Raw genomic sequence first — 17,979 nt, forward strand, 5'->3', positions numbered from 1 at the left:
AAGACCGGGCCTCTGCTGGTTGTGATCATGATGTGGTGTCTAGATCACTAGCAGAGGCCCGACCCATACCCACAGACGGCATCAAAAACAGGCTCTTAGAACGGTAGTCATGCCTCGTCGATTCGCTGTGATCGCGTCGGGAGTCGCCTTGCTGACCGGCGCCACCACCGTCCCCGCCCACGCTGCCGGGGTGATCCAGAACTTCTCGGCCACCGCGACCACGTTGAACGCGGTGAACGAGATTTCCTACTTCCCGCTCGGGCCCATCATCCCGCTGCCGGTGTCGATTTCGCGGGTGGTCGACGGCTCACCACAGGTGGTGGCCAGCGGCAAAGGTTTCGTGCAGTACCAGTGCAACGGAACCGCGGTCACCACCTACACCGCCCTCGACCGGCAACTCACGGTGCCCTGCGGCTGAGGAACTTCCGCGGACACTAAGGGTCCGGCGTCGGCTCGTTCGAGAGCCAGGTGCGGGCGTCGGCGACGGTGGGCTTGATGGTCAGGTCGCGGTCGAGGGCGGTCAGCTGCAGGTGCCGGAGCATCGTGCGCTGCGCGCTGACCAGGCAGAACGCGACGCCCGCGGAGGTCGCCGCCTGCGCGAAGATCTGGAGTGCCGCGAGCCCGGACGAGGAGAGGAAGGCGACCTGGCCGAGATCGGCGATGACCGCGGCCGGCGGGCCGGTGAGGGTCGATTCGAGGTGCCGGGCGAAGGTGCGTGCCGTGGCGAGGTCGATCTCGCCGGACACGGTCGCCAGCACCACGCCGTCGTCGCGGGTGATGGACACGGTGAGGTCCGCTCGGCCGTAGTCCCCGCCGGACCGGCTCACCACTGCGTCGTGGAAGCAATTCCGCATTACCATGCTCCTTCTCGTCGGGAACTTCGTTCCTGCCGCGCCCGCCTGAGCAGGACCAGCAGCCACAGCACGCCGATCAGCGCGATCACGCCCTGGCCCGCCCAGGTCGTCACGGTGTACACCGTCGCCGCGTCCCCGGGCGGGACGGCGAGGCCGCGCGGGTCGAACCGCGCCACCTGCCCGGTGAGCACCAGGGTGATCACCAGCGCAATGGCCGACATCGAGTCCCACAGCGCGTGCAGCAGCGCGACGCCGAGGAACGCCGTCGCCAGGCGAAGGCTCAGCACGAAGTGTTCGCGCGTGCTCGGCGCGAACAGCAGCCCGCCCAGGATCGCGGTCCACAACCCGTGCCCGACCGGTGCGAGCAGCCCGCGCAGCAGCTCGGTCGTGACCAGGCCGGTCAGCGACAGGCCCTGCGCGGTGAACAACGACGTGAGCGCGTAGCCCGCGGATTCGAAGGCGGAGAACCCGAATCCGACCGTCGCACCGAGGATGATCCCGTCCCGCAGGGACTTCACGGCCAGCCCGCGCGTCAGCAGCGCGAGCGCGACCAGCTTGACGGCCTCCTCGATGAGCCCGACCCCCACGTACAGCCACGTCGACGGGTACAGCAGGTAGGTCTCCAGCACCGAGGCACCGAGGACGCCGAGCACCCCGCCGACGAGGAAGGTCCGGAACACCAGCTCGGCGGTGATCTCCCCCGAGTCGCGGCGCTCGAACGCCCACGCCACGAACGTCACCGGCACCAGGAAGCTCCCGAGCAGCACGAGGGTCGGCAGCAGGTTGGGGTTGCCGGTCGCGTACGTGACGACGACCGACAGCACCCACAGCAGCAGGCCGACCGTGAAGATCCGCGGCCACGCCCGCCGGCGGGGACGGCGGCTCACCGTGGTCATCGGCGCCTCCCGAACCGCTCGCCGCGCCCGGTGGCCGCGGTGTCGACGAACGCGCGGAACCGTGCGGGGGAGCCGGGTTCGGCGACGCCGTCGAAGCCCTGCGGGCAGCGCAGTGCCGCCCACCGCCGCCCGTCTTCGGATTCGACGCGGTACAGCGCGAACGCCTCGGCGAGCGGCTCGTCGTCCAGCTCGTGCAGCACCGGTGGCGTCAGGCCGGTCAGCTCCAGCCCGCCGCCGCCCGCGGCCAGCCGGTCGCCGAAGGTGCGCAGCAGGCGGAGGAAGTCGTCGCCGGGCTGCTCGACCCGGGACAGGTCGACGACGAAGTCGCGGGCGCCGGCGTACACCAGCCCGGCCAGGTACCCCGCCAGGGTCCGCGCCGCCGCCGCGTCCGCCCGTCCGGCGATCGTGACGACGGCGTAGCGCCCGGGGTGCAGGGTGGAGCTGATGGTGAGGTCGCCCGGAGGCGCCGCGCGGCTGATCAGCCGGTCCAGTTCCGCGAGCGCGAGGAGGGGTCGGGAAAGCCTGGTGATCATGGGAGTCCTCCCGGTGGTGCGAGTTCTTGTGCGAGGCGTTCGTGCACCAGCCGCACGGCCATGGCACCTTCGCCGGCCGCCGAGGCCACGCGCTTCACCGAGCCGTGCCGGACGTCGCCGACGGCGAACACGCCCGGGCTGCTCGTCTCGAGCGGCAACGGCGTGAACGAGCCGCCCGCGTCCGCGCCCGTGAGCACGAATCCGTCCTCGTCGAGGGCGATGTGGCCGGACAGCCAGCGTGTGTGCGGCGCCGCGCCGATGAAGACGAACAACGCGCGGGCGGCGAGCCGGTGCCGCTCGCCGGTGCGGTTGTCCTCGGTCTCGACGCCCGACATCGTCTTGCCGTCCTCGACGACATCGCGGACTTCGGTGTGCAGGTGGACCCGGATCCGCGGGTGGCGGTCGACCTGGTCGACCAGGTAGCGCGACATGTCCGCGCCGAGATCGCCGCCGCGCACCAGCAGGTGCACCACCGGTGAGGTCTGCGCCAGGAACACCGCCGCCTGCCCCGCGGAGTTGCCGCCGCCGACCACCGCGACCGGGTCGGCCCGGCACTGCCTGGCCTCCTGCGGGGTCGCGGCGTAGTAGAGGCACGTGCCCTCCAGGTGTTCGAGCCGGGGGAGGGGCAGCCGCCGGTACCGCGCGCCGGTCGCGATGATCACCGTCCGCGTGACGATCTCGGTGCCGTCGTCGAAGCCCACCGCGTACAGCCCGCCCCGCGGGACGAGCGTGCGCGCCTCGGCCGGAACGGCGACCCGGACCCCGAACTTGGCCGCCTGGATCGCCGACCGCTCGGCCAGTTCCGCCCCCGAAATCCCGGACGGGAAACCGAGGTAGTTCTCGATCCTCGACGTCGTGCCCGCCTGCCCGCCCGCGGCGACGGCGTCGAACGCCGACGTCGCCAGTCCTTCGGAGGCCGCGTAGACGACGGCCGCGAGCCCGCCGGGCCCGGCGCCGACCACGAGCACGTCGCGCACGCCCGCCGGGGGTTCCTCGTGCCGCAGCCCCATCGCGCACGCCAGTTCGGCGTTGCCGGGGTTGCGCAGCACGCCGGCGCCGGGCAGCACCACCACCGGCGTTTCCTCGACGGTGACGCCGAGCCGGCGCAGCAGCGCCTCGGCTCCGCGGTCCTTGTCGAGGTCGTCCAGCCGGTACGGCAGGCGGTTGCGGGCCACGAACTCCAGCAGCCGCCGGGTGTCCGGCGAGTAGCACGAGCCGACGATCCGCAGTCCGTCACCGGAGCCGATGATCAGCGTGCGGCGGACGAAGTAGGCGTGCAGGATCAGGTCGCCGAGCACCGGGTCGCCGAGGACCAGCCGCTTCAGCTCGCCGATGGGGACGACGAGGACTTCGCCGGGTTCCACCGCGACGGCGGTGAAGAACGACGGCTGCCCTTCGAGCAGGCCCAGCTCGCCGAGGAACCGCCCCGGCCCGTGCACCCGCACGGTTCTGGTGTCGTCGCCTTCGCGGTGCTGGATGGCGACCTTGCCACGCAGGACGACGTACCAGGCCGTCGTCCGTTCCCCTTGCGCGTAGAGCACTTCCCCCGGCCGAACCGGACGGCGCTCGCCCGCGGCGGAGAGCTTTTCGAGCTGCTCGCGGGTCAGCCGGGGGAACGCGCCCTGCGGATCCGGGGTCTCGACGAGGTCCGGTGCCGAGACCGTCATACGAACGCCTCGTGCACGTAGCACCAGCGCCAGTTCTCCCCGGGCTCGAACGAGCGCACGATGGGGTGGCCGATGGCGTGGGCGTGCATGCTCGCGTGCTTCATCGGTGACGTGTCGCAACAGCCGACGTGCCCGCAGGTCAGGCACAGCCGCAGGTGCACCCATGAGGTTCCGGTGGAGAGACACTCCTGGCAGCCCTGGGGCGTCCGGGGCACCACATCCCGGACGAGAGCCAAGTGCGGGTCGATGACAGTGGTCATTTCTTCGCCTCCTCCGGCGAGTTCAGCGCTTGGTCGAGCCAGTCGCGCAGCACGTTTTCCGGCGCCGCCCCGGCCTGCCGCCGGACGACCTCGCCGCCGCGGAGCACCAGCAGGGTCGGCACGGCCATGACGTCGAACCGGCGCGCCACGCCCGGCGCGCGGTCGACGTCGACCTTGACGAGCTTCACCTTCCCGGCCCGTGCGCGGGCGAGCCGGTCCAGCGCCGGGCTCACCGACCGGCAGGGGCCGCACCAGGTCGCCCAGAGGTCGACGAGCACCGGGAGACCCGCCTGTTCGGCGATCGGCGCGAAGTCGTCGTCGCCCGCGTCGACCACCCACGGCAGCGGCCGGTGGCAGTGGCCGCACCGGGGCGAACCGTCTGCGACGGCCGGAATCCGGTTGGTCTTCCCGCAGTGCTCGCAGGTGACGGTGACGGTCTTCATGCCGCCTCCTCCGCGGGGGCGCGGAACTCGACGGTCAGGTCACCGTCGACCGCGTCGACCACGATCGCCAGCCCCTCGGCCAGCTCGCCGCGCAGCAGCGCGCGCCCGATCCGCGTCTCGACCTCGTGGGAGATGTAGCGGCGCAGCGGCCGGGCGCCGTACACCGGGTCGAACCCACGCTCGGCGATGAACCGCCGCGCGTTTTCGGTCAGCTCGATCGTGACGCCCTGCTCGGCCAGCCGGCGGCGCAGCTGGTCGAACTGCAGCTCCACGATCCGCTCGATCTCCGGCCGCCCCAGCGGGGTGAACAGCACGATGTCGTCGAGGCGGTTGAGGAACTCGGGCCGGAAGTGGTGGCGCAGCTCCGCCAGCACCGCCTCCCGGGCCTCCGCCTTGATTTCGCCGGACGACGTGACGCCGTCGAGCAGGTGCTGCGAGCCGATGTTGGAGGTCATGATGATCACGGTGTTGCGGAAGTCCACCAGCCTGCCCTGCGCGTCGGTGATCCGGCCGTCGTCGAGCACCTGCAGCAGCGTGTTGAACACGTCCGGGTGCGCCTTCTCGATCTCGTCGAACAGCACCACCGAATACGGCTTGCGCCGCACTGCTTCGGTGAGCTGCCCGCCCTCGTCGTAGCCGACGTACCCCGGTGGCGCGCCGAGCAGCCGGGAGACCGTGTGCCGCTCCTGGTATTCGCTCATGTCGAGCCGGACCATGTTGTCCTCGCTGTCGAACAGCGCCGCCGCCAGGGTTTTCGCCAGCTCCGTCTTCCCGACCCCGGTCGGGCCGAGGAAGAGGAACGACCCGATCGGCTTGCGCGGGTCGCGGATCCCGGACCGGGCGCGGATGATCGCGTCGGCGACCAGCCCGACGGCCTCGTCCTGCCCGACCACCCGCTCGTGCAGGATCTCGTCGAGCCGCAGCAGCTTTTCGCGCTCACCCTCCTGCAGCCGGGACACCGGGATGCCGGTCCACTGCGCGACGATCTCGGCGATCTCGTCCTCGGTGACGACTTCGCGCAGCAGGCGCTTCTCGCCCTGCTTGCTCGCCAGCCGTTCCTCCTCGCCCTCGAGCTGGCGCTCCAGCTCGCGGATCTCGCCGTAGCGCAGCTCGGCGGCCCGGTTGAGGTCGTAGTTCCGTTCCGCCTCTTCGGCTTCGTGACGCACTCGCTCCAATTCGGACCGCAGCTCCTGCACGCGCCGGATCGCCTGGCGTTCGGCGTCCCACTGCGCCTTCTTGGCGTCGGTTTCGGCCCGCAGGTCCGCCAGTTCCCGGCGCAGCTCCTCCAGCCGCGCCTTGCTCGCGGTGTCGGTTTCCTTGGCCAGCGCGGCTTCTTCGATCTCCAGCCGCGTCAGCCGCCGGGTGAGCTCGTCGAGTTCGGCGGGCATCGAGTCGATTTCCGTGCGCAGCCGCGCGCACGCCTCGTCGACGAGGTCGATCGCCTTGTCCGGCAGGAACCGGTCGCTGATGTAGCGGTGCGACAGCACGGCCGCGGCGACGAGCGCCCCGTCCTGGATCTTGACGCCGTGGAACACTTCGAGCCGTTCGCGCAGGCCACGCAGGATGGAGATGGTGTCCTCGACGGCGGGCTCGTCCACCACGACCGGCTGGAACCGCCGTTCCAGCGCGGCGTCCTTCTCGATGTGCTTGCGGTACTCGTCCAGGGTGGTCGCGCCGATCATGTGCAGCTCGCCGCGGGCCAGCATCGGCTTGAGCATGTTGCCGGCGTCCATCGCACCTTCGGTGGCGCCCGCGCCGACGATCGTGTGCAGCTCGTCGACGAACAGGATGATCCGGCCCTCGGCCGCTTTGACCTCGCCGAGCACGGCCTTGAGCCGTTCCTCGAACTCACCGCGGTACTTGGCCCCGGCCACCAGCGCGCTCATGTCGAGCGAAAAGATCGTCCGGTCCCGCAGGCCCTCCGGCACGTCGCCGCGCACGATCCGCTGCGCCAGCCCTTCCACGATCGCGGTCTTGCCGACCCCGGGATCACCGACGAGCACCGGGTTGTTCTTCGTTTTGCGCGAGAGGATCTGGACCACGCGGCGGATCTCGGTGTCCCGCCCGATCACCGGGTCGAGCTTGCCGGTGCGCCCGTCGGCGACGAGGTCGCGGCCGTACTTCTCCAGTGCCTCGTACGCGCCTTCGGGCGTCGCCGACGTGACGCGCTGGTTGCCGCGGACCTTCGTCAGCGCGGTCAGGAAGGAATCACGGGTCACGCCGTGGTCGCGCAGGATCCGCCCGGCCGCCGACGCCGTCCCCTCCTCGGCCAGCGCCAGGACCAGGTGCTCGACGGAGACGTACTCGTCCTTGAGCCGCCGGGCTTCCCGCTCGGCGGCGTCGAGCAGCCCGGCCAGCCGCCGGGTGACGTAGACCTGGCCCGGCTGGGCGCCGGGCCCGGTCACCTTCGGCCGGCGGCCGAGCTCCACCTCGACCGCGGCGCGCAGCGCGTCGACGTCGGCGCCGGTCTGCGCCAGCAACCGCGGTACCAGGCCTTCGGGCTGGTCGAGCAGCGCGAGCAGCAGGTGCTCGCCGTCGGTTTCGGTGTGGCCGAGGCGCCCGGCGACGCTCTGGGCCTCCTGCAGGGCTTCCTGCGACTTCTGGGTCAGCTTGCTCATGTCCATCGCCGGTGGCTCCTGACTCGGGCTTCGAGGACGTCGATGCGGTCGAGCAGGTCGAGCACCAGCCCGAGCGCGGCGTAGTTGAGGGACAGGGTCGTGCGCAACCGCTGGATCCGGGCCAGTCTGGCCACAGTGGACGGTGGGAAGCACGGCCGCCCGTTCGCGTCCGGGGCCGACTCCACCAGGCCGAGCGCCGCGAACCGGCGGAGCAGGTCGGGGTGCAGCCCGGTGCGCGCGGCCACGGTCTCGAGGTCGAGCCGGGCCGGGCGGACGAGCACGTACCGCGCCATCAGGTCCTCCTGGGATCGAAGTCGGACACCGCGGCGAGCTCTTCGTACAGCTCGCGTTCCCGCTTGGTGGGGCGCTTCGGCACCTTGATCCGGACCTCGGCGTAGAGATCGCCCGGCTTGCCCTTCGGGTTCGGCATGCCCTCGCCGCGCAGCCGCAGCCGCCGCCCGCTGGACGACCCGGCCGCGACGCGCGCCTTCACCTCGCCGCCGGGGGTGGTGATCGGGACCGTGGCGCCGAGCGCGGCCTCCGGCGGCGTCACCGGGAGCTCGACGTGGATGTCGCGTCCGTCCAGGCGGTACCGGCGGTCCGGCCGGATGCGGACGACGAGGTAGAGGTCACCGGGGGCGGCGTTGCCGGAGCCGCGCCCGCCCTGCCCGGCCAGCCGGATGCGCTGCCCGTCGAGCACGCCCGGCGGGATCTTCACGTCGTATTCGCGGTCGCCGCCGAGGTTCAGGTGCCGCTGCCCGCCGCGGTAGGCATCCTCGACGGCCAGCTCCAGCGCGGCCTCCTGGTCCGCGCCCGGGACCGGGCCGCCGCGCCCCCGGCCGCCGAAGAAGCCGCCGAGGAGGTCTTCGATGTCGACGCCCTCGAATCCGTCGAACCCACCGCCGGAGGTGGTGTAGCGGACCCGGCCGCCACGCGGTCCGGCACCGGCGCCGACGCGCTGTTCCCAGTCGTCGGGCACCTGCCGGAAGTCTTCGCCGAACCGGTCGTACCGGCGCCGCTGCTCCGGGTCGGACAGGACCTCGTAGGCCTCGCCGACCTCCTTGAACCGCTCTTCGGCCTGCGGATCCTTGTTGACGTCGGGGTGGTTCTCGCGGGCGAGCCTGCGGTAGGCCCGCTGGATCTCCTCGGCGCCGGCGTCCCGGCCGACCCCGAGCGTGGCGTAGAAGTCCCGTGCCACGTGTGCTCACCCCCGCGGTTTGGCCACGGCGACCGCGGCCGGCCGCAGCTGCCCGCCACCGGTCCCGTAGCCCGGCCGGACCACCCGGGCCACCGTGTTCGGCTCGGTGGCCGGCTCGTCGACGACCGCGACCACCTCGTGCCGGGCCGGGTCGAACGGGACGCCGCTCTCGGCGTCCCGTTCGTACCCGAGGCCGGCCAGCAGCTGCACGGCCTGGTCGCGGATCGCCAGCACCCCCTGCACGACGGCGGTGGGGTCGGCTTCGGCGTGCGCGAGCGCCAGTTCCAGGTTGTCGACGACGGGGAGGAAGGCCGCGGCGACCCGGGCCCGTTCGGCCTCGCGCTCGGCGCGCAGCTCGGCCGCGTGCCGCTTGCGCACGTTGTCGGCGTCGGCCATCGCCCGGCGCCAGCGGTCCTCGCATTCGGCCGCCTTCGCCTCGAGCTCGGTGATCTTGTCCGGCCCCGCCGCCGGGACGGGCGCGTCCTGGGGGCCGGACTCGGCGCCCGTCCCGGCGGCTTCCACGGAGGTCCCAGGCTCCGTGGATTTTCCAGTGGTGGCCATGGTTCCTCACGCCCGATCGAAGTCGGCGTCGATCACGTCGTCGTCCTCGGCCGGCTCCGGCCGCGGCGGCGGACCGCCGTTTCCGCTCGGCCGGGCCGCGGTGAGCCCGGCCAGCACCTGCTGCAGTTCCGACGTCAGCTCGCGCACCCGGTCCAGCGGCGCGTTCGACTGGACGGCTTCGCGCGCGTCGGTGATCAGCATCTCCGCGCGCGCCTTCTCGTGCGCCGGCGTCTGCTCGGTGATCGCCCGCTCGGCCTGGTAGGCGACGGTGTCCAGCAGGTTGCGCGCCTCGACCTCCTCGCGCAGGCGCTCGTCGTCGGCGCGGTTGCGCTCGGCTTCGCCGACCATCCGCTCGATCTCGGACTTGTCGAGGTTCGAGCTCTCGGTGATCGTGATGCCCTGCTCGGCGCCGGTGTCCTTGTCGCGCGCGGTGACGTTGACGATGCCGTTCGCGTCGACGTCGAACGTCACCTCGATCTGCGGCTCGCCGCGGGGCGCCGGCCGGATGTCCTCGAGCCGGAACCGCCCGAGCACCCGGTTGTCGGCCGCGCGCTCGCGCTCGCCCTGCAGCACCACGACGTCGACCGCGGGCTGGTCGTCCTCCGCGGTGGAGAACACCTCCGTGCGCCGCGCCGGGATCGTCGTGTTCCGTTCGATGATCTTCGTCATCACGCCGCCGCGGGTCTCCACGCCCAGGGACAGCGGGGTGACGTCGAGCAGCAGGACGTCCTTGACCTCGCCCTTGAGCACCCCGGCCTGCACGGCCGCGCCGAGCGCGACGACCTCGTCCGGGTTGACGCTCATGTTCGGGTCCTTGCCGTTCGTGAGCCGGCGGACCAGGCTCTGCACGGCGGGGATCCGGGTCGAGCCGCCGACCAGGATGACCTCGTCGATGTCGTTCGCGCTCACCTTGGCGTCGGCCATCGCCTGCCGCACCGGGCCGAGGCAGCGCTCGACCAGGTCGGCGGTGATCTGCTCGAACTCGGAGCGCCGGACGGTGGCGGTCAGGTGTTTCGGCCCGCTCGCGTCGGCGGTGATGAACGGCAGGTTGACACTCGTCTGGGCGACCGAGGACAGCTCGACCTTGGCCTTCTCCGCCGCCTCGAACAGCCGCTGCAGCGCCTGCGCGTCCTGCCGCAGGTCGATGCCGTTGTCCGCGGCGAACCGGTCGGCGAGGAAGTCCACGAGCCGGCGGTCGAAGTCGTCGCCGCCGAGGTGGCTGTCGCCCGCGGTGGCCCGCACCTCGACCACGCCGTCGCCGACGTCGAGCAGGCTCACGTCGAACGTGCCGCCGCCGAGGTCGAAGACCAGCACGGTCTCGTGCTGCTGGGAGTCCAGCCCGTAGGCCAGCGCGGCCGCGGTCGGCTCGTTGATGATCCGCAGGACGGTCAGCCCGGCGATCTTCCCGGCGTCCTTGGTCGCCTGCCGCTGCGCGTCGTTGAAGTACGCGGGCACGGTGATCACGGCCTCGGTCACCCGCTCACCGAGGCTCTTGCCCGCGTCGTCGGCCAGCTTGCGCAGCACCTGCGCGCTGATCTCCTCCGGCGAGTGGAGCTTGCCCCGGATGTCGAAGCGCACGACGCCGCCCTCGCCTTCGACGACGGCGAACCCGACCGCCTTGGCCTCGTCGGACACCTCGTCGAACTTGCGGCCGATGAACCGCTTGGCCGAGTAGATGGTGCCCTCGGGGTTGAGGATCGCCTGGCGGCGGGCGAGCTGCCCGACCAGCCGTTCACCGCTTTCGGTGAACCCGACCACCGACGGCGTCGTCCGTGCGCCTTCCGAGTTGGGGATGACCCGCGGCTCACCCGCTTCCCAGACGGCGATCACCGAGTTCGTGGTGCCGAGGTCGATGCCGACCGCCCTGGCCATCACGCACCCCCCGGCGCCGGGGGCAGCTGCGCCAGCAGCGCCCGGGCGTCGTCGGCGACTTCGGCGTCGGCGACGACCTCGTAGCGGGTCGGCGCCATCGCACGCACCGACGCGAAGTCCCGGCGGCCGCCCTGCAGCGCGTGCGCGGCCAGACCGAAGAGCGCCCCGACGACCGCGCCGAAGACCAGCCCGTAGAGGGCGAGCGTCAGCGTGGCGAGGACCGGGGTGAACCAGTTGAACAGGCCGAACAGCCAGCCGATCAGGAGCCCGCTCAGCGCTCCGGAGCCGGCGCCGCGCAGGGCGGCGCCGCCGAGGCCGAGCCGGCCGATGACCTGCTCGACCAGCTGCACGTCGCGCCCGATGATGGCCGTCCGCTGCACCGGGAACCCTTGGTCGGAGAGGTGGTCCACGGCGCGCTCCGCGTCGCGGTAGTCGTCGTAGGAAGCGATCGGGACCCGGTCGGGGGCGTGGCGTGGAGAAGGCGCTTTCGCGCCCGGCTGTGCGGTCATGGCTCGTCTCCAGTGTTCGCGTGTTCTTCGGCCCGAGCTCGAGCGCCGGACGAACATTCGGGTTCTCGGCGATCACGGAAGTGATCTGAACGCGGCAAAGTCGTCGCCGGTGTCACGGTGCCGCCGGATCGTCCTACCGGGAGTGTCCGATTCGAACCGACTTCGTTCCACCGTGGCAAAGGTGCGCACCATCCGCGTGCGCCCGGCAGGTCGAATTTCCGGGAGCTTTGTCGTCCCGGCAGAACAGGTCCCGGCGGCGTAGGGTGCGAAACAGCAGGTCGGTGGCGGGGAGGCTGGAATGACGCCGGAGGACGACACGGTTCCACTCCGCCGGGAAGCCAAAACGGACAGCTGGTGGCGTGCCCAGATGTCAAACCTCTACGGCCTTTCCGCGATTTCGATGATGATGTTCGACGGCCGCGAAGCGGCGGACATAATGCGGCTCGCCACGACCTCGGTTTCGTCGTTGAGTGGTTGCACAACCGATGCGGCGTACCTCGTCGACGACGACGGAACGATTGTCCCGCAGGAAGGTTTCGGGGAGGCGCACCCCGATCTCGACACCGAAATCGGCAAGCTCGACGGGCAGAGCGGGCGGATCGAGCTGGCCGACGGCCACTGGCGCTGGTGCTACGCACTGCGCGGGCTGGGCGGCCTGACGGGCACCCTCGTGGTCCGGGCCGAGCAGCCACCCTCGCGGGACGAGATCTTCCTGGTCGGCTCGCTCTGCCAGCAGGCCGCCGCGGCACTGGCCAGCTCCGCACTGCTCAAGCGCGAGCGGCGGCAGTCGGTTTCGCTGCGGGAGCTCAACGAACAGCTGTCCACGTCCGTGGAGCGGCTCAAGCAGCAGACTCAGGTGCACGACGTGCTGTCCACCATCTCGGCTTCCGGGGCCGGCGAGCCGGGTATCGCGCACGCGCTGCACGAGCTGACCGCGCTGCCCGTAGCGATCGAGGATCGATTCGGCAACCTGCGCGCGTGGGGCGGCCGGCCGGACCCGTACCCGAAGGTCGGTGTGCACCGGCGCGAGGAGCTGCTCCGGCACGCCGCGACCCTGTCCGAGCCGGTCCGCGTGAAGGACCGGCTCATCTCCCTGGTGCGGCCGCGGCACGAGGTGCTCGGCGTGCTCGCCCTGATCGACCCCGGGCGGACGGCCGGCCCGGACCAGGTGTTCGCGCTCGAATACGGCTCGACCGTGCTGGCGCTCGAGCTCTCGCACCAGCGCAGCCTGGCCGAGGTCGAGCTGCGCCTGCGCCGTGACCTCGTGGACGACCTCATCGCCGGAACCGGTGACGGAAGCGCTTACGCGCGAGCCGACGCGATCGGGCACGATCTTCGCCGCCCGCACCACGTGGTCGTGCTGCGGTGGTCCGGCGAGCTGGCCGAGGACGTGGTCGCCGAGGCCACCGGACGCGCCGTGACGACGCTCGGGCTCGCCTCGCTCGTGTCGCGCCACTCGGGCGCGGTCGTGCTGCTGGTCGCGGGGCCGCTGGACGGCGGGGCGCTGTACGCCTCGCTGTCGGAGAGCCTCGGCAACGAGGGGGCGATCGGCATCGGCAGCCGGTGCGAGACCCCGGGGCGGCTGCCCAAGTCCTACGCGGAAGCGGTGCGGGCGGTCCAGATCCGGCGCAGCTCGCACACCCCGAACGGGGTCACCACGTTCGACCAGCTGGGGATCTACCGCATCCTGGACACCGGGCAGAACCACGGCGACGTCGTCGAGTTCGTCCGCGAGTGGCTCGGGAAACTGCTCGACTACGACACCCAGCGCAACGCCGAGCTGGTCGCGACGCTCGCGCAGTACCTCGACTGCGGCGGCAGCTACGGTGACACCGCCGCCGCGCTGATGATCCACCGGAGCACGCTGCGCTACCGGCTCGGCCGGATCCGGGAGATCACCGAGCTCGACCTCAACGACGTGGACAGCAGGCTGAACCTGCACCTCGCCACCCGGGTGTGGCAGGTGCTGCGCGGATCGTCGTGACCGGAGGTGACGATGGACCAGCAGGACCGGACCGATCGCACGGTGACCCTCGGCGGAGCCGCGCTGGCGCCGGGCGACCACCTCTGCGTCTTCCACCGGGGGAAAGCCGACCGGGACCGCCTCCTGCTCCCGTTCCTCACGGAGGGCCTGCTGGCCGGCGACGCCGTGTTCTACCTGGCCGCGGAGGGGAAGCGGGAGACCTTCCGCGAACAGCTGGCCGCCTTCGGCGACCTCGTGCTCACCGAGCCGGAAAACGGCCACCTCCGGGACGGCGAGTTCGCGCCCGACGCCCTCTTCGCGACGCTGGACGGCTGGTCGCGGCGCAAGCTCGGCTCCGGTGACCATCCGTTCGGGCGAATCGTCGGCGACATGAGCTGGGCCGCTCCGCGGCTGAGCCCCGCGCTGATCGGCGAGCTGCTCGCCGAGGAGGTCGCGGTGACCGCGTGGGGGAAGGACTTCCCGCAGGTCGTCCTGTGCCTCTACGACCTGGCCCTGTCGGCTACCGCACGTCCGTGCGCACGGACGTGTGATGCGCCCGCCGGCGGGTACGCGACCCCGAAAGGACCTGCGGGGAAAGGAGCTTGCCTTGGTACAGCACGAGAAGTGGCTGACCGCCGTCGAAGACGTCGCCGAGCTGGACGACCCGGCTGCCGCGAGGGCCGTGCTCGCCGCGGTCGTCGCCGCCCTCGCCCGGTGCCTGCCCGGCACCGGCCGCGCATGGCTGGCCGACCGGCTGCCGAGTCCCGAGGCCGGGCCGGCGCGCGATCCCGGGCCGGCGAACCTGGAGTCGGGCACCGACGTCGAAGCCGCGGTGGCCCGGCAGCTGCGGACCACCCCCGAGCGGGGCCGCTACCTCACCCAGGCGGTCCTGACCGCGCTCACCCGGACCGATCCCGGACTCGCCGAGGAGCTTCGCGGACGGCTCCCGCGCGCCGTCGTCGAGACGCTGAAGCCTGCGGGCGAATCGCCCCGCGACGCGGCGAGCCACCGGCCGGAGGTCCCGACCCGGCTGACGGACGAAGAGGTGGCTCGCGGCCTGCGTCACCTGACCGGATGGTCCGGGGACCGGCACGGGATCGAGCGCACCGTGCAGCTGCCCGCCGAGCGGATCACGCCGCTGGTCGAGCGCGTCCAGCGGGAGGCGCGGGCGATGAACGACCACGCCCACGTCGAGCGGGCCGACGGCGGGGTGACGTTCCGGCTGAGCACCGGCCGGGAAGGCGTCGTCACCGAACCGGATCTGTGGCTGGCCGAGCGGATCGACGAAGCCGTCGCCGCCGTCGGGTCCGGGGGACGGCCCGGTTGAGGGCGGCCGGAGCGGATACCCGGGTGCCATGGACGACTCCGAGAACTGGTGGCGTGACGCCGTCGTTTACGAGGTCTACCCCCGCAGCTTCGCCGACGCGAACGGGGACGGCACCGGCGATCTCGCGGGTCTGCGCGCGCGGCTCGGCCACCTCGCCGACCTGGGCGTGGACGCCGTGTGGACGACGCCGTGGTACCGCTCGCCGATGGTCGACGGCGGCTACGACATCGAGGACCACCGGGCCGTCGACCCGCTGTTCGGGACCGACGCGGACGCGCTCGAGCTGATCGCCGAGGTGCACCGGGCCGGGCTGCGGCTGCTGATCGACGTCGTGCCGAACCACACCTCCGACCGCCACCGGTGGTTCCGGGCCGCGCTGGCCGCCGGGCCCGGTTCGCCCGAACGGGCGCGGTACCACTTCCGGCCGGGGCGCGGCGACGGCGGCGAGCGGCCGCCCACCGACTGGCGCAGCGTCTTCGGCGGTCCCGCGTGGCAGCGGGTGCCGGACGGCGAGTGGTACCTGCACCTGTTCGCGCCCGAGCAACCGGACCTGAACTGGGACCACCCGGACGTCCGCGCCGAGTTCGAAGACCTGCTGCGGTTCTGGTTCTCCCGCGGGGTCGACGGCGTCCGCATCGACGTCGCCCACGGCCTGGTCAAGGATTCGGCGTTCCCCGACCTGGGCGCCGACCACGAAGACCTGATGCGGCCGCCGGACCGCGGCCGGCACCCGCACTGGGACGTCGAAGGCGTGCACGACATCTACCGGGCGTGGCGCAAGGTGGCGAGCGAGTTCGGCCCGGACCGCGTGTTCGTCGGCGAAGCCTGGGTCGCGAAGCCGGACCGGCTGGCGTGCTACGTCCGCCCGGACGAGCTGCACACCGTGTTCAACTTCGACTTCCTGCGCTGTTCGTGGGACGCCGGGGCGCTGCGTTCGGTGATCGACTGCACGGTGCACGCCCTGCACGCGGTGGGGGCGCCCGCGACCTGGGTGCTGTCCAACCACGACGTCGTCCGGCACGTGACGCGGTTCGGCCGCGCGAACACCCGGGTCGAGGACCACCCCTGCCCGCCAGGGCCCGCCGATCTCGCGCTGGGCAGGCGGCGGGCCCGGGCGGCGCTGCTGCTGATGCTGGCCCTGCCCGGCGGCGCGTACCTCTACCAGGGCGAGGAACTGGGGCTGGACGAGGTCGAGGACCTGCCGGAGGACGTGCTCACCGATCCGACGTGGAAACGCTCCGGCCACACCCAGCGGGGCCGGGACGGCTGCCGGGTGCCGCTGCCCTGGTCGGGAACGGCCCCGCCGTTCGGCTTCACCGACGACGGCGGGCCGACCTGGCTGCCGCAGCCGTCGCGGTGGCGGGAGCTGACCGCGCAGGCGCAGCGCGACGACCCGCAGTCGATGCTCTGCCTGTACCGCACCGCCCTCGCGGCGCGGCGGGAGCACCCCGCGCTGGGGGACGGGACGATGACGTGGCTGCCCGCGCCGGAGGGGGTCCTTTCCTTCGCACGGGAGCCCGGGTTCGAGTGCGTGGTCAACCTGTCCGCCGAGCCCGTCGAGCTGCCGGACGGCGCGCGGGTGCTGCTGGCCAGCGTGCCGCCGGAGGGGGGCCGGGTACCGGTGGACGCCGCGGCGTGGCTGGTCAGGCGGTGACGAGCCGGATCCAGCGGTAGCCGTGACCGGCGATGGCCACCTCCGCGGGATCGATCCGGTCGTCGTAGGCGCCGTCCTCGAACACCGCCAGCGCGCGGTCGTCCGGCTCGGCCGGGATGCGGACGCAGGTGCCGGCGGAACCCAGGTTGTGCACGAACACCATGCGGCCCTTCGCCGTTTCGGCCCGGTGCACCAGGACCTCCGACGGCCCGCCGTCGACGGGTTCGTGCCGGCCGACGGCGATCTCCGGGCACTCCTTGCGGGTGTGCAGCACCCGCTCGAACCAGGTCAGCAGGCTGTTGGCGTCACGGCGCTGGCCGAGGACGTTGACCCGTTCGTAGCCGAACGGCCCGCCCTCGACGAGCGGGGCGACCAGCCGCTCGGCCGGAGCGCGGGAGAACCCGCCGTTGGGCCCGTCGGACCACTGCATCGGCGTGCGGATCGCGGTGCGCTCGGGCAGCGCCAGGTCCTCGCCCATGCCGATCTCGTCGCCGTACCGCAGCACGGGGCTGCCCGGCATGGTCAGCAGCAGGCTGTAGGCCAGCTCCAGGCGCCGCCGGTCGCCCTCCAGCATGCAGGCCAGCCGGCGCCGGATGCCCCGGTCGTAGAGCTGCATGTGCGGCTCGGGCCCGAACCGGCCGAGCACGTCGCCGCGTTCTTCCGAGGACAGGCCGCCGAGGTCGACCTCGTCGTGGTTGCGCAGGAAGGTGGCCCACTGGGCGTGGCCCGGCAGCCGCGGCGAGCGCCGCAGCCGCTCCCGGACGGGCCCGGCGTCGCCGCGGGCCAGTCCGAGCATCAACGCCTGGTTGAGCCGGAAGTCGAAGAGCATCGTCGCGCGGCTGGCCTCGTCGTCGGCCGTGCCGAAGTACTCCAGCAGCTCGTCCTCGGGCACGTTCGCCTCGGCGAGCAGCACGGCGTCCCCGCGTTGCCAGGAAACGGTTTCCCGCAGCTGCCGCAGCAGGCCGAAGTCCCGCCGCCCGCGCGACTCGATGAGGAACGGGGCCGCGTCGATCCGGAACCCCGCGACGCCGAGCCGCAGCCAGAAGGTGACGATCTTGGCCAGCTCGGCCCGCACCGCCGGGTGTTCGACGTCGAGCTCGGGCTGGAAGCGGTAGAACCGGTGCCGGTACCAGCGGCCGACGGCCTCGGCGTAGGTCCAGGTCTCCTCTTCGGACCCGGGGAACACGCAACCGTCCCACCGGTCGGCCGGTTCGCGGTCGGCCCACACGTACCAGTCGTGGTGCGGCGCCGCCCGGCCGGACAGGGCCGACCGGAACCACGGGTGCTCGTCGCTGGTGTGGTTGACGACCAGGTCGAGCACGATCCGGAGGCCGGCCTCGTCGGCCTGGCTCACGAGCTCGGCGAAGTCACCGAGCGTGCCGAAGCGCGGGTCGATGCCGTAGTAGTCGGTGATGTCGTAGCCGCCGTCGCGGCGCGGCGAGGGGTGGCACGGGTTGAGCCAGATCGTGTCCACGCCGAGCCGGCCGAGGTAGTCCAGCCGGTCGGTGAGGCCGCGCAGGTCACCGACCCCGTCGTCGTCCGAGTCCTGAAAGGTCTCGATGTCGAGGGAATAGATCACCCCGTTGCGGTACCACCGGTTCACGGTGCGGCGGCTACCCGCCGG

General features: G+C 72.3%; 17 protein-coding genes and 1 pseudogene. 5 read left to right on the top strand and 13 right to left on the bottom strand.

The features are described 5' to 3' along the window. The first annotated feature begins 109 nt into the window (after positions 1-109). Positions 110-418: a hypothetical protein gene (locus tag OO60_RS31250; protein WP_155848792.1), complete on the top strand. Its 309-nt coding sequence runs from the start codon at positions 110-112 to the stop codon at positions 416-418. A gap of 16 nt (positions 419-434) precedes the next feature. Here OO60_RS31250 and OO60_RS31255 read toward each other — a convergent pair whose 3' ends face one another. Genes OO60_RS31255 through OO60_RS31310 form a run of 12 tightly spaced genes read right to left on the bottom strand, consistent with a single transcriptional unit; the run spans position 435 to position 11,411 of the window. After that, positions 435-854, bottom strand: coding sequence for an STAS domain-containing protein (locus OO60_RS31255; RefSeq protein ID WP_003055059.1), 420 nt, complete (start codon positions 852-854; stop codon positions 435-437). After that, positions 854-1,750, bottom strand: a complete 897-nt coding sequence (locus tag OO60_RS31260; protein WP_003055061.1) for a PrsW family intramembrane metalloprotease — start codon at positions 1,748-1,750, stop codon at positions 854-856. The genes OO60_RS31255 and OO60_RS31260 overlap by 1 nt, the downstream gene beginning before the upstream one ends. After that, a complete protein-coding gene (locus OO60_RS31265; protein ID WP_003055063.1) occupies positions 1,747-2,283 on the bottom strand; it encodes an STAS domain-containing protein in 537 nt (178 codons plus the stop codon). Before OO60_RS31265 ends, OO60_RS31260 begins: the two co-directional genes overlap by 4 nt. Further along, a complete protein-coding gene (locus OO60_RS31270; RefSeq protein WP_003055066.1) occupies positions 2,280-3,950 on the bottom strand; it encodes an FAD-dependent oxidoreductase in 1,671 nt (556 codons plus the stop codon). Before OO60_RS31270 ends, OO60_RS31265 begins: the two co-directional genes overlap by 4 nt. Beyond that, positions 3,947-4,210 (bottom strand): UBP-type zinc finger domain-containing protein, encoded by a 264-nt coding sequence (locus tag OO60_RS31275; protein WP_003055068.1) that lies wholly within the window; start codon positions 4,208-4,210, stop codon positions 3,947-3,949. The genes OO60_RS31270 and OO60_RS31275 overlap by 4 nt, the downstream gene beginning before the upstream one ends. Further along, a complete protein-coding gene (gene trxA, locus OO60_RS31280) occupies positions 4,207-4,653 on the bottom strand; it encodes a thioredoxin (RefSeq protein ID WP_003055070.1) in 447 nt (148 codons plus the stop codon). The genes OO60_RS31275 and trxA overlap by 4 nt, the downstream gene beginning before the upstream one ends. Further along, positions 4,650-7,277, bottom strand: coding sequence for an ATP-dependent chaperone ClpB (clpB, locus tag OO60_RS31285; RefSeq protein WP_003055072.1), 2,628 nt, complete (start codon positions 7,275-7,277; stop codon positions 4,650-4,652). Before clpB ends, trxA begins: the two co-directional genes overlap by 4 nt. Continuing rightward, positions 7,268-7,564 (bottom strand): chaperone modulator CbpM, encoded by a 297-nt coding sequence (locus OO60_RS31290; RefSeq protein ID WP_003055074.1) that lies wholly within the window; start codon positions 7,562-7,564, stop codon positions 7,268-7,270. Before OO60_RS31290 ends, clpB begins: the two co-directional genes overlap by 10 nt. Then, positions 7,564-8,469 (bottom strand): DnaJ C-terminal domain-containing protein, encoded by a 906-nt coding sequence (locus OO60_RS31295; protein ID WP_003055076.1) that lies wholly within the window; start codon positions 8,467-8,469, stop codon positions 7,564-7,566. The genes OO60_RS31290 and OO60_RS31295 overlap by 1 nt, the downstream gene beginning before the upstream one ends. A gap of 6 nt (positions 8,470-8,475) precedes the next feature. Next, positions 8,476-8,991 carry a nucleotide exchange factor GrpE gene (locus OO60_RS31300; protein ID WP_003055079.1) on the bottom strand — a complete coding sequence of 172 codons (516 nt, stop codon included), beginning with the start codon at positions 8,989-8,991 and terminating at the stop codon, positions 8,476-8,478. 45 nt (positions 8,992-9,036) lie between these two features. After that, positions 9,037-10,902: a molecular chaperone DnaK gene (gene dnaK / locus OO60_RS31305; protein WP_033262686.1), complete on the bottom strand. Its 1,866-nt coding sequence runs from the start codon at positions 10,900-10,902 to the stop codon at positions 9,037-9,039. After that, entirely contained in the window at positions 10,902-11,411 is a 510-nt protein-coding gene (locus OO60_RS31310) for a YflT domain-containing protein (protein WP_003055086.1), read from the bottom strand. The genes dnaK and OO60_RS31310 overlap by 1 nt, the downstream gene beginning before the upstream one ends. A 367-nt stretch (positions 11,412-11,778) precedes the next feature. Between OO60_RS31310 and OO60_RS31315 the strand changes: the two genes are divergently transcribed. The 4 genes and pseudogenes from OO60_RS31315 (at position 11,779) to OO60_RS31325 (ending at position 16,355) form a co-directional block, all read left to right on the top strand. After that, entirely contained in the window at positions 11,779-13,395 is a 1,617-nt protein-coding gene (locus OO60_RS31315; RefSeq protein ID WP_240490559.1) for a PucR family transcriptional regulator, read from the top strand. 12 nt (positions 13,396-13,407) lie between these two features. Beyond that, a pseudogene (locus tag OO60_RS48460) lies at positions 13,408-13,875 on the top strand (MEDS domain-containing protein); the annotation flags it as partial. Between the two features lie 106 nt (positions 13,876-13,981). Further along, positions 13,982-14,701: a DUF2267 domain-containing protein gene (locus OO60_RS31320; RefSeq protein ID WP_003055090.1), complete on the top strand. Its 720-nt coding sequence runs from the start codon at positions 13,982-13,984 to the stop codon at positions 14,699-14,701. A 28-nt stretch (positions 14,702-14,729) separates the two neighbouring features. Further along, a complete protein-coding gene (locus OO60_RS31325) occupies positions 14,730-16,355 on the top strand; it encodes a glycoside hydrolase family 13 protein (RefSeq protein ID WP_003055093.1) in 1,626 nt (541 codons plus the stop codon). Here OO60_RS31325 and OO60_RS31330 read toward each other — a convergent pair. Next, positions 16,345-17,958: an alpha-amylase family protein gene (locus OO60_RS31330; RefSeq protein WP_003055096.1), complete on the bottom strand. Its 1,614-nt coding sequence runs from the start codon at positions 17,956-17,958 to the stop codon at positions 16,345-16,347. The two genes, OO60_RS31325 and OO60_RS31330, sit on opposite strands and share 11 nt — an antisense overlap. Between the last annotated feature and the right edge of the window lie 21 nt (positions 17,959-17,979).

It is taken from the genome of Amycolatopsis vancoresmycina, assembly GCF_000716785.1.
In the GTDB taxonomy this organism is placed as follows: Bacteria; Actinomycetota; Actinomycetes; order Mycobacteriales; family Pseudonocardiaceae; genus Amycolatopsis; species Amycolatopsis vancoresmycina.

Coding starts and splice junctions, on each gene's coding strand:
- OO60_RS31250 (WP_155848792.1), top strand. CDS start 110: ATGCCTCGTCGATTCGCTGTGATCGCGTCGGGAGTCGCCTTGCTGACC.
- OO60_RS31255 (WP_003055059.1), bottom strand. CDS start 854: ATGCGGAATTGCTTCCACGACGCAGTGGTGAGCCGGTCCGGCGGGGAC.
- OO60_RS31260 (WP_003055061.1), bottom strand. CDS start 1,750: ATGACCACGGTGAGCCGCCGTCCCCGCCGGCGGGCGTGGCCGCGGATC.
- OO60_RS31265 (WP_003055063.1), bottom strand. CDS start 2,283: ATGATCACCAGGCTTTCCCGACCCCTCCTCGCGCTCGCGGAACTGGAC.
- OO60_RS31270 (WP_003055066.1), bottom strand. CDS start 3,950: ATGACGGTCTCGGCACCGGACCTCGTCGAGACCCCGGATCCGCAGGGC.
- OO60_RS31275 (WP_003055068.1), bottom strand. CDS start 4,210: ATGACCACTGTCATCGACCCGCACTTGGCTCTCGTCCGGGATGTGGTG.
- trxA (WP_003055070.1), bottom strand. CDS start 4,653: ATGAAGACCGTCACCGTCACCTGCGAGCACTGCGGGAAGACCAACCGG.
- clpB (WP_003055072.1), bottom strand. CDS start 7,277: ATGGACATGAGCAAGCTGACCCAGAAGTCGCAGGAAGCCCTGCAGGAG.
- OO60_RS31290 (WP_003055074.1), bottom strand. CDS start 7,564: ATGGCGCGGTACGTGCTCGTCCGCCCGGCCCGGCTCGACCTCGAGACC.
- dnaK (WP_033262686.1), bottom strand. CDS start 10,902: ATGGCCAGGGCGGTCGGCATCGACCTCGGCACCACGAACTCGGTGATC.
- OO60_RS31310 (WP_003055086.1), bottom strand. CDS start 11,411: ATGACCGCACAGCCGGGCGCGAAAGCGCCTTCTCCACGCCACGCCCCC.
- OO60_RS31315 (WP_240490559.1), top strand. CDS start 11,779: ATGTCAAACCTCTACGGCCTTTCCGCGATTTCGATGATGATGTTCGAC.
- OO60_RS31325 (WP_003055093.1), top strand. CDS start 14,730: ATGGACGACTCCGAGAACTGGTGGCGTGACGCCGTCGTTTACGAGGTC.